The sequence below is a fragment of the Ralstonia edaphi genome (assembly GCF_958350185.1).
Taxonomy (GTDB): domain Bacteria; phylum Pseudomonadota; class Gammaproteobacteria; order Burkholderiales; family Burkholderiaceae; genus Ralstonia; species Ralstonia edaphi.
The window spans coordinates 38,676-52,544 of record NZ_CATWHI010000010.1; the positions used below are offsets into that span (position 1 = coordinate 38,676).

Below are 13,869 nucleotides of genomic sequence, written 5' to 3' on the forward strand. Positions count from 1 at the left end.
GCCTTGGACTCTTGGCCGCTCTGGGCACAAATCGGCGCCGTCGTGGTGCTATTGTGCTGCTCCGCCTTCTTCTCGATTTCCGAAACTGCGATGATGGCGCTCAACCGCCATCGCCTGCGGCATCTTGCCAAGTCCAACGTATCGGGCGCGCGCAATACGCAGCAGTTGCTCGGTCAGACCGACAAGCTGCTCTCGCTCATCCTGATCGGCAACAACCTGATCAACACCGCCGTGCCGGTGCTGATCACCACCCTGGCAATCCACTACTTCGGCAACAACGGAACGACGCTGTCGATTGCCACGGCCATCGTCGCGTTTCTGATCATCGTGTTCGCCGAGATCGCTCCGAAGATCGTGGGCGCGACTTACCCCGAGCGCGTTGCGTTTCCCGCCAGTTTCATCATCAAGCCGCTGATGCAGGTATCGACGCCGCTGGTCGCGGTGGTCAACGCGTTTGCCATGGGGGTGCTGCGGCTGGTGCGGATCAACACGCGCAAGGCGCCGGAGCAGCGCATGTCGACCGAGGAATTGCGCACGCTAGTCCTGGAATCAGGCAATTTCATTCCGCACAAGCACCGCAGCATCCTGCTCAACCTGTTCGATCTGGACGCCATCACCGTGGACGATGTGATGACGCCGCGCGCCCGGGTGGAATCGCTCGACCTGTCGCGCCCGATCGAGGAGGTCATCCAGCAGCTCGAAACCTGCTATCACAACAAGCTGCCCGTGTTCGAGCAGGACAGCGATCAGGTGATCGGCATCCTGCACGTGCGCAAGGCGCTGTCGCTGCTCGGGCACACCGAACTTACGCACGACGATTTTCGCCACCTGCTGGCCGAGCCGTACTTCGTCCCGAGCGGCACGCCCGTTTTCCGCCAACTACAGTACTTTCAGGAGAACCGCCGCCGCCTCGGGCTGATCGTCAATGAATACGGCGACATGCTTGGGCTGGTGACGCTCGAAGACATCATCGAAGAGATGATCGGCGAGTTCACCACCACGCTGCCCAACGCCGGCAAGCTGGCCTGGGACAAGGAAGGCACCTATCTTGCGGATGCGGGAATGTCGTTGCGGGACCTGAACCGCCGTCTGGGCCTGAGCCTGCCGACGGACGGTCCAAAGACGCTCAACGGGCTGGTGCTGGAAGTGTTGGAAGAGATTCCGGAGGCGACGGTCAGCGTGAAGATTGCGAACTGCGTGATGGATATCGTGCAGATGGACAGCCAGTCGATCCGCACGGTACGGCTGCATCAGCCGCCGCAACCCAAGCGTAGTTGACGCCACACTCAGGTCCGAGCGCTTCAGTTGGAGCGGTTTTCTGCCGATGTGGCACAAATGCAAGCTGCGCTTTGATGTGCGCTTTACAAATGCAGGGGCGGTCGGCAAACTGCCCCGGTTCCGGGCACCACCCCCCACGAATGGGTGGGGTACCGGCTGCAGAACATAGAACAATCGCCTTGGGGGGCGAGCGAGCGCTGGAGGCGGTGGGGCCCGGCGCGCGCTGAAATGGTCAGCTTCAGCCTGACGGACTGGACTCATGACACTCGGACTCGCTCTAGCGCAGAGCCGGCGGATCGCGCCGACGTTACTCACTCAGCTCGAACAGAGCGCGCGTGAAAAACGCACGCAGTTGATCGACGAACTGGTGGGCAGCGGGATCATGAGTGCGCACGACCTTGCCGTGTTTGTTGCCGGCAAGTACCAGATGCCGCTGCTCGACCTTGCGCAGTACAAGCTCGACACCGTGCCGGCCGTGCTGTCTGCCAACAAGCACTTCGCCCAGCTGCGACTGTTGCCGCTGGGCCGGCGCGAAAACCGCCTCATCCTCGCCACGTCGGACCCGAGCGACCCAAAGCCGATCGAAGAGCTGCGTCAGAAGATGAACGTGGCCATCGAAACGGTGGTCGTCGAGCATGACAAGCTCGTGCGCCAGCTGAGCCTCGCTAACGAGGCGCCGGCCGAGATCAAGTCGCTCTTCCCCAAGCAGGAAGCCACGCAGATCGAGTACGACCCGGGCGCCGCTGCCGCCACGCGTCGCACAACCACCGATGGCATCGACGATGCCCCCGTGGTGCGCTTCCTGCAGAAGCTCTTTACCGAGGCCCTCTTGCGCGGCGCGTCGGACTTGCATTTCGAGCCGTTTGAAACGTTTTACCGCGTGCGTTTCCGCATCGACGGCATCCTCGCGCAGGTCGCGCAGCCGCCGCTGGATATCCGAGACAAGATCGCGACCCGCATCAAGGTGCTCTCGCGCCTGGACATCTCGGAAAAGCGCGTGCCGCAAGACGGCCGCATGAAGCTGCTGATCACGGTCCCGAAAGACCGCAAGGACAAGGACAACAAAGAGACGATCGAACGCGCCATCGACTTCCGGGTGTCGACGTTGCCGACGCTGTTCGGCGAGAAGATCGTGATCCGGATCTTGGAGTCGTCCACCGAGCGGCTCGATATCGACCAGCTCGGCTACGAGCCCGAGCAAAAGCAGTTGCTGCTCGACGTGATCAAGCGGCCGTACGGGATGGTGCTGGTGACCGGCCCGACGGGCTCAGGCAAAACGGTGTCGCTGTACACCTTCCTGAACCGGCTGAATCAGGGCGACATCAATATCTCCACAGCCGAAGACCCGGCGGAAATCCAGTTGCCGGGCATCAACCAGGTCAACGTGAACGACAAGGCGGGGCTGACCTTTGCAGCGGCGCTGAAGTCGTTCCTGCGGCAGGATCCGGACATCATCATGGTGGGCGAAATCCGGGACCTGGAAACGGCTGATATCTCGATCAAGGCCGCGCAGACCGGTCACCTGGTGTTTTCGACGCTGCACACCAACGACGCGCCGACGACGCTGACCCGCCTGATGAACATGGGCGTGGCGCCGTTCAACATCGCATCGTCGGTGCTCCTGATCACGGCGCAACGCCTAGCGCGACGGCTATGCAAGGAATGCAAGAAGCCCGGTCCGCTGCCCAAGGAAACGCTGCTCGACGCGGGCTTCACCGAGGCCGACCTCGACGGCTCGTGGCAGCCGTATCACCCGGTCGGTTGCGAGGTCTGCAACGGCAGCGGCTACAAGGGCCGGGTCGGCATCTACCAGGTCATGCCGATCACCGAAGCGATCCAGGAAATCATTCTCACGCACGGCACGGCGCTGCAGATCGCCGAGCAGGCGCGCAAGGAAGGCGTGCTGTCGCTGCGCGAATCGGGCTTGCGGAAAGTAAAGCAGGGGCTGACTTCCCTTGAGGAAGTGCTGGCCACCACGAACCAATAACCTTCTCGATCAATCGTTCCCATACCGGGGGGTAGGAACCAACCATGGCCACACGAGCATCTGCCGCAAACCGCGCGGCCGCCGCGCCGGCACGAAAGACCGCCAAGACAAAGGCGCCCACGCAGTACATCTTCGAGTGGGAAGGCAAAGATCGGAAGGGCAAGATCTTCAAGGGGGAGATGCGCGCCGAGAGCATCACCGAGGTGAATGCCGTCTTGCGCAAGCAGGGCCTGTCGATCACCAAGTCAAAGCGTCGCCGCGCGGCCCGGGGCAAGAAGATCACGCCGAAGGACGTGGCGTACTTCACCCGCCAGCTCTCGACCATGCTGAAGGCCGGCGTGCCGCTGCTGCAGTCGGTCGACATCATCGCGAAGGGCCATGCCAACCCGAACTTTACGCAGCTGCTGACGGAAATCCGTGTCGATATCGAGTCGGGCAGCAGCATGGCGCAAGCCTTCCGCCGTCATCCGAAGTACTTCGACACGCTGTACTGCAACCTGATCGACGCCGGTGAACAGGGCGGTATTCTCGATGCCCTGCTCGAGCGCCTGTCGCTGTACATGGAAAAGTCGATTGCGCTGAAGGCGCAGATCAAGTCGGCGATGATCTACCCGATCTCGGTGCTGACGGTGGCCTTCCTGGTGACGGTGGTGCTGATGATTTTCGTGGTGCCGGCGTTCAAGGGCGTGTTCTCGAGCTTCGGAGCCACGCTGCCGGCCCCGACGTTGGTGGTGATGAGCATCTCCGACTTCTTCGTCCAATGGTGGTACATCATCGTTTTTGTCCCCATCATCGGCATCGTGTTGTTCACGCGGGCGTTCAAGCGATCGGAAAACGTGCAACGCTCCACGCACCGCTGGATTCTGCGCATGCCGATCTTCGGCAGCATCATCCGCAAAGCCACCATCGCGCGCTGGACGCGTACCCTGGCCACCATGTTCGCCGCCGGTACGCCGCTCGTGGAATCGATGGAATCGGTGGCTGGAGCAGCCGGCAACTGGGTCTATCACGACGCAACGATCGAAATTCAACAAGCCGTGCGCATTGGTACGAGCCTGACCAACGCCATGCAGGCCACGCACGTGTTCGACAACATGGTGCTGCAGATGACACAAATCGGTGAGGAATCCGGTGCGCTCGACAGCATGCTGCTCAAGGTTGCAGAGTTTTACGAGCGCGAGGTGGACGATGCGGTGGCTAACATTTCGGCGCTGATCGAGCCGATCATCATCGTGATCCTTGGCGTGTTGATCGGCGGCATGGTGGTGGCAATGTACCTGCCGATCTTCAAGCTGGGTCAGGTGGTCTGATGCCGGAGATGTTCGTCATTCCCACGCTGGCGCAACTGCCAGCGTGGTTTTTAATTGTGACCGGCGGGTTGGTGGGCTTGCTGGTCGGCAGTTTCCTGAACGTGGTGATCCACCGCCTGCCGCGCATGATCGAGCGGGAGGAGGCCAACTACATCGCCGAGCTGCGCGAAGAGCCGCTGCCTCACCCTGACGCATACAACCTGGTCGTGCCGCGCTCGGCGTGCCCATCGTGCGGCCATCAGATCAAGGCGATCGAGAATATTCCCGTGTTGAGCTGGCTGGCGCTACGCGGCCGCTGCAGCGCCTGCAAAACACCCATCTCGTGGCGCTATCCCGCAGTGGAGCTGGTCACGGGTGTGCTGACCGCGGCTTGCCTCTGGCACTTCGGCCCGACGTGGGTCGCGGTGGCGTCGGCGGTGCTGCTGTGGTTCCTGATCGCAGGCACGATGATCGACGCAGACACGCAGCTGTTGCCCGACGCCGTCACCCAGCCGCTGCTCTGGCTCGGCCTGGGCGTGAATCTGTTCGGCATGTTCGCGCACCTGCACGACGCGGTGATTGGCGCGATGGCAGGCTACCTGTTCCTGTGGTCGATCTACTGGGCCTACAAGCTGCTGCGCGGCCGCGAAGGCATGGGCTACGGCGACTTCAAGCTGATGGCCGCGCTGGGCGCGTGGTTCGGTTGGCAGGCGCTGCCGCTGCTCGTGCTGCTGTCGTCGGTCGTCGGACTGGTGTTTGGGCTGGTGCGCATTGCGCGCGGCGCGACGAGCGAATCGCCGTTCTCGTTCGGACCGTTCATTGCCGGGGCCGGCGTGATCGCACTGCTGGCCGGCCCGCAGTTGCTCATGCTGGCAGGCCTCGGCCCCCTGCTTGCGCCATAAGGGCACGATCAGCATGCGCGTGATCGGCCTGACCGGCGGCATCGGCAGCGGCAAGAGCTACGTGGCGGATCGCCTTGCGGAGCGCGGTGCCGCCATCGTTGACACCGACGCCATCGCCCACGAGATCACTGCACCGGGCGGCGCCGCCATCCCGAAGCTGGTCGAAACATTCGGCGCCGGCATCCTACGCCCGGACGGTGCCATGGACCGCGATGCCATGCGCGCCCTCGCCTTCTCGGATGCCACGGCCAAATCGCGACTGGAGCAGATCACGCATCCGCTCATCCGAGAGATTGCGCTGTCGCGTGGGGCCGCCGCGCAGGCATCGGACGCGCATCCGTACCTGGTCTACGTCGTCCCCCTGTTGGTGGAATCCCTCGCCGGCCATCAGAGCTGGCGCAGCTTGGTCGACCGCATTCTGGTGGTCGACTGCCCGGTCGAGACGCAGATTGCCCGTGTGATGGCCCGTAACGGTCTGCCGCGCGCGCAGGTGGAAGCCATCATCGCGCGTCAGGCTTCACGCGAAGCGCGCTTGGCAGCAGCCGACGACGTGATCGACAACGGCGGTACGCTGGCCGACCTCCAGCCGCAGATCGACCGTCTGGACCTAACCTACCGGTCGAACTGAAACAGCTTGAAAGCCGTCGTCACATCCCTTTGCATTGTGATGAGCGAGGGTCTCGCATAGAATGCGGGCAGATCGAGGCCAAATGGGCTTCGGGGCCGCATATGCAGCGGGCCAGCACACCGGGCACCCAAGTTTTGATCCTGTACGAATATCCCTTCAACGAACGCATTCGGACGCTGCTGCGCCTCGAAGACCTGTTCGAGCGGCTGGATTTCTTTCTCGTGCAGGAACACCCACTGCAGCACCATGTGGCCTTGACCACGCTGTTCGAAGTGGTCGACGTGGCCGGGCGTGCCGACCTCAAATCCGATCTGCTGAAAGAACTTGATCGCCAGCGCCAGACGCTCACCGCGCTGCGCGCCAATCCGCAGATCGACCAGGACGCGCTCGACGCCGTCATCAGCGAGCTGGAAACCGCCTCCGGCAATCTCACTGCCACACATGGCAAGGCCGGCCAGCTCATTGCCGACAACGAGTGGCTGACGAGCATCCGCAGCCGCGCCATCATCCCCGGTGGTACGTGTGAATTCGATCTGCCGGCGTATTTTGCATGGCAGCATCATCCGGCCGAGCGCCGCCGCGCCGACATCATCAAATGGGCTCAACCGCTGGTGCCGCTGCGCGACGCCACGATGATCGTGCTGCGCCTGCTGCGCGAGTCAGGCCAGAGTGGCAAGGTGATTGCTAACGCTGGGAGCTATCAGCAGATGCTGTCGGGCCGCGTGTACCAGCTGATGCAGGTGCGCCTGGATGAGTCGGCGCTGGGGTTCATTCCCGAGATCAGCGCCAACAAATACATGCTCTGGGTGCGCTTTACCCAGCAGGATGGCGACCTGCGCCCCAAGCCGGTCGATGCGGATATCCCGTTCCAGCTGAAGCTCTGTAATTTCTGAGCCGCACCATGAATGTGAAGACCGTCAAATGCCCCAGCTGCGGCAAGCCCGTGCCTTGGGTGCCTGAGAGCCGCTACCGCCCCTTCTGCTCCGAGCGCTGCAAGCAGATCGACCTGGGCGCCTGGGCCGCCGAGCAGTACACCATCCCCGTGGTCGAAGAAGACGACCTGCCCGAAGCACCCGGCAACGATACAAGCGGCAGGCTCAACTAGCCGCCGCTTCCTCGCGCATCCATTCGAAGACGGGCAACGTTGCCGGCAGTACAGGATCGACGCTGATCGGCAGCGTCTGCCAGGCGAAATCCTGGCCTTCCAGCGCGCGCAAGGTCCCGTCCCATGCCGTCACCTTGCAGAAATGCAGGCGCACATACGCGTGAGGGTAGTCGTGCTCGATGGTGTGCCAGGGCACGCAGGTGCGCAGCGTAACGTCCAGTTCTTCCTTGAGTTCACGCGTCAGCGCAGCCTCCACGGATTCACCCGCTTCCAGCTTGCCGCCCGGAAATTCCCAGTAGCCGGCGTACGGCTTACCTTCGGGGCGCTGGGCCAGCAAGAACTGGCCGTCCGGCTGCACGAGTACGCCAACGGCCACTTCGGTGATCTTGCGGCCATCGGGCGTGTGCGTCGGGGGCACTTGCGTGAGGTTGTCAGTCGACATGCTGCCGCCCATGTTTGCCACCCCAGTCGCGGGCGAATTGCCATGCCACGCGCCCCGAACGCGAACCGCGTTCCAGCGCCCAAACCAGCGCATCGCCACGTGCTGCGGCGATGTCTTCGTCGCTGCAGCCGAAATGCTTGAGCCAATGGCCGACGATGGTCAGATATTCGTCCTGCTTGGGCGGGTAGAACGATAACCACAGCCCGAAGCGCTCCGACAGCGAGATCTTCTCTTCCACCACCTCGCCCGGATGGATTTCGCCGTCCGAGGTGTGCTGATAGGTCTCGTTGTCCTTCATGTATTCCGGCAGCAGATGGCGCCGGTTGGACGTTGCGTAGATCAGCACGTTGTCTGATTGCGCGGCGACCGAGCCGTCCAGCGCAGACTTCAGCGCCTTGTAGCCGGATTCGCCGTCTTCAAACGAAAGGTCATCGCAGAAGATCGCGAAGCGCTCCGGGCGCGTCGAGAGCTGCTCGACGATATCGCCCAGGTCGGCCAGATCGTCCTTGTCGACTTCGACCAGACGCAGGCCTTCCTTCACGAACTCGTTCAGGCACGCCTTGATGAGCGACGACTTGCCGGTGCCCCGCGCGCCCGTCAGCAGCACGTTGTTGGCCGGCAACTTGCGCACGAACTGGCGCGTGTTGGCGACGATCGCGTCTTTCTGGCGCTCGATGTTGTGCAGATCGCTCAGATGGATCGGCGGCAACTGCCGGATCGGTGCGAGATAGCCGATGTTGCCGAACAGGCTCTGGCGCTTGCGCCAGCGGAAGGCGACGGCCTCGTTCCAGTCGGCGTCGGTCAGTTCAGGCGGCAGCCATTGCTCCAGCCGCCCGAGAAAGCGGTCGAGCCGTGCGGAAAGGTCAGACGACATGGCGGCAACCTCCGGATTACGAACGGTAATCCGCGTTGATCGACACGTAGTCGTGCGAGAAGTCGCACGTCCACACGGTGGCGGTGGCGTCGCCGCGGCCGAGCGCGATGCGCACGGTGATCTCCGCCTGCTTCATCACGCGCTGGCCGTCTTCTTCGCGGTATTCGGGGTTGCGGCCACCGTCACGTGCGACCCAGACGTCGTCAAGCCACAGGTTGACGCCGTTCACATCGAGATCCGTCACGCCGGCGTAGCCGACGGCCGCCAGGATGCGCCCCAGGTTGGGGTCCGATGCGTAGAACGCGGTCTTGACCAGCGGCGAATGCGCGACGGCATAGGCGATCAGCCGGCACTCCTCAACGTTGCGGCCGCCCTCCACCTGGATGGCCATGAACTTCGTCGCGCCCTCGCCGTCGCGCACGATCTTCTGCGCAAGCTCTTGTGCGAGGCCCGTCAGCGCATCGCGCAGCGCAGCGTAGTCGGGGTGCGATTCGGAATCGATGCGCGGCGTGCCAGCCCGGCCCGTCGCGATGACGACGAACGAGTCGTTGGTGGAGGTATCGCCATCGACCGTCACGCTGTTGAACGAATGGTCGGCGGCGTGGCGTACCAGACCTTGAAGCACGGCTTCATCCACATTGGCATCGGTGGCGATGAAGCCGAGCATCGTCGCCATGTTGGGGCGGATCATGCCTGCGCCCTTGCTGATGCCCGACATGCGCACCGTCTTGCCCGACAGCGTGCACGTGGCCGACGCTGCCTTGGGTACGGTGTCGGTGGTCATGATGGCCTCGGCGGCGGCCAGCCAGTTGTCCGGCTTGGCGTTCGCCTCAGCAGCAGGCAGTCCGGCGATGATGCGGTCGACCGGCAGCGGCTCCAAAATCACGCCCGTGGAGAACGGCAGCACCTGCTCCGCCGACACGCCCAACAGCTTGGCAACGGCATCACAGGTCTGGCGCGCATGCGCAAGGCCAGGCGCGCCGGTGCCGGCATTCGCATTGCCCGTGTTGACGATGATCGCGCGTGCGCCCTTGCCGCTCGCCAGATGCTCGCGGCACACCTGCACGGGTGCTGCGCAGAAGCGGTTCTGCGTGAACACACCGGCCACCGTCGAGCCCTCGGCGATACGAACGAGCAGCACATCCTTGCGATTGGCCTTGCGTACACCGGCCTCGGCCCAGCCGAGTTCCACGCCGTCGATCGGCAACAGTGAGTCAGCGGCGGGCGCGACGAGATTCACAGCCATGGAGCACACCTTTCAAAATGAGGATGCCCGCATTGCGGGCATCATGAATCAACAGAAACAGGTTCTAGGCAGCGTCAGACGAGTTTGCCGTGGCACTGCTTGTATTTCTTGCCCGAACCGCATGGGCATGGGTCATTGCGGCCAACCTTCGGCACTTCGCCCGCCAGCGCGGCAGCAGCGGCAGATGCTGCCGAACGCGGTGCTGCCATGGCCGGCGTTGCACCGTGGATCTCCGCATCGCCGGCAGCCACTTCGGCCAGTTCGCTGAACTCGTCGTGCTTGTACTGCACGTTGCTCAGCGCGGAAAGATCTTCTTCGATCTGCTCGGAAGCCTGCTCCAGCTCTTCCTGAGACTGGATGCGCACCGTGAAGACAATGCGCGTGACCTCGTTGCGGATGGTGTCGAGCAGGCGGCCGAACAGCTCGAACGACTCGCGCTTGTATTCCTGCTTCGGATCCTTCTGCGCATAGCCGCGCAGGTGGATGCCCTGGCGCAGCATATCGAGCGCTGCCAAGTGCTCCCGCCAATGCGTGTCGAGGCTTTGCAGCATCACCGAACGCTCGAAGCCGGCGAAGGACTCACGGCCAACCTGCGCCACCTTGCCTTCGTACACCGCTTCGGCTGCATCCAGCACCATCTTGAGCAGGTCTTCGTCTTCGATCGACTGCGCAGCTTCCAGCGTCTTGACCAGCGGCTGATCGACGCCCCAGTCCTCACGCAGCGTCTTCTCCAGCCCGGCAACATCCCACTGCTCTTCCATGGTCTCGGCCGGCACGTAGGTGCGGAACAGCTCGGTGAACACGGATTCACGCAGGTTCTTGACCAAGTCGCCCACATCCTGCGCTTCGAGAATCTCGTTACGCAGCTTGTAGAGTTCCTTGCGCTGGTCGTTGGAGACGTCGTCGTATTGCAGCAGTTGCTTGCGGATGTCGAAGTTGCGGCCTTCGACCTTGCGCTGCGCCGATTCGATCGAGCGCGTGACGATGCCGGCTTCGATCGGTTCGCCTTCGGGCATCTTCAGGCGATCCATGATCGCGCGCACGCGGTCGCCCGCGAAGATGCGCAGCAGCTGATCGTCCAGCGACAGATAGAAACGCGACGAACCCGGGTCGCCCTGACGGCCGGCACGGCCACGCAGCTGGTTGTCGATCCGGCGCGACTCGTGGCGCTCGGTGCCGATGATGTGCAGACCGCCCGCAGCCTTCACCTGCTCGTGCAGCGATTGCCATTCGTCCTGCAACTGCTTCACGCGCGCGGCCTTTTCTTCGTCGGAGAGCGACTCGTCGGCCATCACGAAGCTGGACTGTTTCTCCACATTGCCGCCCAGCACGATGTCGGTACCACGGCCCGCCATGTTGGTGGCGATGGTGATCATCTTCGGGCGTCCGGCCTGCGCGATGATCTCGGCTTCACGCTCGTGCTGCTTGGCGTTGAGCACTTGGTGCGGCAGCTTCGCCTGGTTCAGCAGGTTCGACAGCAGTTCAGAGTTTTCGATGGACGTCGTGCCCACCAGCACCGGCTGGCCGCGCTCGTAGCAATCGCGAATGTCGCGAATGACGGCGTCGTAGCGCTCCTTCGAGGTCTTGTAGATCTGATCCTGCAAGTCCTTGCGCTGCGGCGTGCGGTTCGTCGGGATCACCACGGTTTCCAGGCCGTAGATCTCCTGGAATTCATACGCTTCCGTGTCCGCCGTACCGGTCATGCCCGACAGCTTGTTGTACATGCGGAAGTAGTTCTGGAACGTGATGGTCGCCAGCGTCTGGTTTTCCTGCTGGATCTGCACGCCTTCCTTGGCTTCCACGGCCTGGTGCAGACCGTCGGACCACCGGCGGCCCGACATCAGGCGGCCGGTGAATTCATCGACGATCACCACTTCACCGTTCTGCACCACGTAGTGCTGATCACGGAAGAACAGGCTGTGCGCGCGCAGGGCGGCGTACAGGTGGTGCATCAGCGTGATGTTCTGCGGCGCGTAGAGCGATTCGCCCTCGCCGATCAATCCGGCTTGCAGCAGGATCTGCTCAGCCTTCTCGTGACCCGATTCGGTCAGGTAGACCTGGTGCGATTTTTCGTCGACGTAGTAGTCGCCCGGCTTCTCGACGCCCGTGCCATCCGACTTCTCTTCGCCGATCTGGCGCGTGAGTTGCGCCGGGATGCTGTTCATGCGGCGGTACAGGTCGGTGTGGTCTTCGGCCTGGCCGGAGATGATCAGCGGGGTACGCGCCTCATCGATCAGGATCGAGTCAACCTCGTCGACGATCGCGTAGTTCAGCGGACGCTGCACGCGCTGGCCTGCGTCGTACACCATGTTGTCGCGCAGGTAGTCGAAGCCGAACTCGTTGTTGGTGCCGTAGGTGATGTCCGACGCGTAGGCGGCCTGCTTCTGGTCGTGATCCATGGTGGTCAGGTTGACCCCCACCGACAGGCCCAGCCAGTTATACAGGCGCCCCATCCACTCGGCGTCGCGCTGCGCCAGATAATCGTTGACCGTCACGACGTGCACGCCCTGGCCAGAGATGGCGTTCAGGTACACGGCGAGCGTCGCAGTCAGCGTCTTCCCTTCACCCGTGCGCATTTCGGCGATCTTGCCGTCGTGCAGCACCATGCCACCGATCAGCTGCACGTCGAAGTGCCGCATCTTCATCACGCGCTTGCTGGCCTCGCGGCACACGGCGAACGCTTCGGGCAGCAGCGCGTCGAGCGTCTCGCCCTTGGCAAAACGTTGGCGGAATTCCTCGGTCTTGGCCTGCAGCTCGGCATCGGAGAGCGCTTCGAACTTGGGCTCGAGCGCATTGATCTGCGCCACCTTGCGGCGGTACTGTTTGATCAGCCGTTCATTACGGCTGCCGAAAATCTTCTTGAGAAGGCCCGTGATCATCGATGGCTAGGGCCGGCGAGCCACCCGGAGAGCGCGTCGAAAGAGACCGCGAAACACAGGCAGCACAACGGCCCGGAAAGGGTTGGCGCAAAGGCGGGAGTTTAGCATGTGCAAAACACCGGCTTGATGGCAGCAGAACCGCCGGATGTGGCAGGAACGCCGCACTTTAGGGCTGCGCGGAACGTCGTCCGCACAGGCACACACTCACGCTGAATTGGGGACGGGCGCCCCTGATTGCAACCCGGACGGGCTCAGTGGCCGGCAGCCGCCATGCTCTTGCCGATATCGGCCGCCGCGACCTTCGCCGGCGCCTTGTTGGCCGCCATCTTCGGCTGGCCGGCGTTTTCCAGGAAGGCCACCGGATTCTGCGGGACGTCGTTGACGTGCACCTCGAAGTGCAGGTGCGGGCCGGTGGCGCGGCCCGTGCGGCCGATCAGCGCGATGCGCTCGCCCGCCTTGACGATGTCACCGACCTTCACGAAAACCTTGGACGCGTGGGCATAGCGCGTCTTCAGGCCATTGCCGTGATCGATATCGATCATGTTGCCGTATTCGTGGTGAAACTCACTGGCGACGACCACGCCGCCGGCAGCCGCTACGATCGGCGTGCCAACCGGGCCCACAAAGTCGACGCCGTCATGCTGCGTGCGGCGGCCCGTGAACGGATCGATCCGCGTGCCAAAACCGGAGGAGTCGTAACCCGTCGCCACCGGGCGCACGGTCGGCATCATCTTCGCGTGGATCTGACGGTCCATCAGGGTGCTCTCGAGCACGCTGAGGTAATCGTTGCGCTGGTCAGCCGAGCGCGTCAGGCGACTCAGCTCGGATTGGATTTCCGGCATCGACATCGGCCGCGAGAACGCGCCTTCCGGCCCGCCGCGGCTCGGCTGCGACTTGAAATCGAACTCGCGCGGGGGCACACCCGCCAAGCCCGACACCCGGGCGCCCAGCGCGTCTAGGCGCGCGATCTGCGCCTGCATTTCGCCGATGCGCGCGGCCATCAGGTTGAGGTTTTCGCGGGTGACACGCGGGTCTGCGCCGGCAACCGTGGAAGCGGCCGCCCCCGGCAGCAGGCCCTGCTTGGCCGCCAGCCACGTACCACCGACGGACAACGCCGCCACCGTCAGCAGCGCCGCGCCGATCGCCACGAAGACGCCGCGTCGCGACAAATGCGTCGCGCCGGCCTTGCGCGGGTGAATCAGGATGATCTGCATCGCTCGTTTTCCGGACAAAAAAGCT

Annotated in this window: 12 protein-coding genes; 7 read left to right on the forward strand and 5 right to left on the reverse strand. The window is 63.4% G+C overall.

All coding sequences use genetic code 11. The features are described from left to right. Positions 1-3: 3 nt before the first annotated feature. The 7 genes from R2669_RS24085 to R2669_RS24115 all read left to right on the forward strand — a co-directional run bounded on the left by R2669_RS24085 (position 4) and on the right by R2669_RS24115 (position 7,189). On the forward strand, positions 4-1,278 hold the full coding sequence (locus tag R2669_RS24085; protein ID WP_316891779.1) for an HlyC/CorC family transporter: 1,275 nt from the start codon (positions 4-6) through the stop codon (positions 1,276-1,278). Between the two features lie 259 nt (positions 1,279-1,537). Beyond that, the gene (gene pilB, locus R2669_RS24090) at positions 1,538-3,265 is read left to right on the forward strand and encodes a type IV-A pilus assembly ATPase PilB (protein ID WP_316891780.1); all 1,728 of its coding nucleotides are present in this window, start codon (positions 1,538-1,540) and stop codon (positions 3,263-3,265) included. 44 nt (positions 3,266-3,309) lie between these two features. After that, positions 3,310-4,575, forward strand: a complete 1,266-nt coding sequence (locus tag R2669_RS24095) for a type II secretion system F family protein (protein ID WP_316902379.1) — start codon at positions 3,310-3,312, stop codon at positions 4,573-4,575. Beyond that, entirely contained in the window at positions 4,575-5,456 is an 882-nt protein-coding gene (locus R2669_RS24100) for a prepilin peptidase (RefSeq protein WP_316891784.1), read from the forward strand. The genes R2669_RS24095 and R2669_RS24100 overlap by 1 nt, the downstream gene beginning before the upstream one ends. Positions 5,457-5,469: 13 nt before the next feature. Next, positions 5,470-6,084, forward strand: coding sequence for a dephospho-CoA kinase (gene coaE / locus R2669_RS24105; protein WP_147213801.1), 615 nt, complete (start codon positions 5,470-5,472; stop codon positions 6,082-6,084). 134 nt (positions 6,085-6,218) lie between these two features. Then, a complete protein-coding gene (gene zapD / locus R2669_RS24110) occupies positions 6,219-6,977 on the forward strand; it encodes a cell division protein ZapD (protein WP_004633038.1) in 759 nt (252 codons plus the stop codon). Positions 6,978-6,985: 8 nt separating this feature from the next. After that, a complete protein-coding gene (locus tag R2669_RS24115; protein ID WP_027680324.1) occupies positions 6,986-7,189 on the forward strand; it encodes a DNA gyrase inhibitor YacG in 204 nt (67 codons plus the stop codon). Here the strand turns inward: R2669_RS24115 and R2669_RS24120 are convergent. The 5 genes from R2669_RS24120 to R2669_RS24140 form a co-directional block, all read right to left on the reverse strand. Continuing rightward, a complete protein-coding gene (locus R2669_RS24120) occupies positions 7,182-7,631 on the reverse strand; it encodes an NUDIX domain-containing protein (RefSeq protein ID WP_316891785.1) in 450 nt (149 codons plus the stop codon). The genes R2669_RS24115 and R2669_RS24120 overlap by 8 nt on opposite strands. Beyond that, complete coding sequence (locus tag R2669_RS24125; RefSeq protein WP_316891786.1) at positions 7,621-8,505, reverse strand: ATP-binding protein; 885 nt, start codon at positions 8,503-8,505, stop codon at positions 7,621-7,623. The genes R2669_RS24120 and R2669_RS24125 overlap by 11 nt, the downstream gene beginning before the upstream one ends. 16 nt (positions 8,506-8,521) lie before the next feature. Further along, positions 8,522-9,751 carry a bifunctional glutamate N-acetyltransferase/amino-acid acetyltransferase ArgJ gene (argJ, locus tag R2669_RS24130; protein WP_147213804.1) on the reverse strand — a complete coding sequence of 410 codons (1,230 nt, stop codon included), beginning with the start codon at positions 9,749-9,751 and terminating at the stop codon, positions 8,522-8,524. 74 nt (positions 9,752-9,825) lie between these two features. Then, positions 9,826-12,630, reverse strand: coding sequence for a preprotein translocase subunit SecA (gene secA / locus R2669_RS24135; RefSeq protein ID WP_147213805.1), 2,805 nt, complete (start codon positions 12,628-12,630; stop codon positions 9,826-9,828). A gap of 251 nt (positions 12,631-12,881) precedes the next feature. Continuing rightward, positions 12,882-13,844: a M23 family metallopeptidase gene (locus tag R2669_RS24140; protein ID WP_147213806.1), complete on the reverse strand. Its 963-nt coding sequence runs from the start codon at positions 13,842-13,844 to the stop codon at positions 12,882-12,884. Positions 13,845-13,869: the final 25 nt, after the last annotated feature.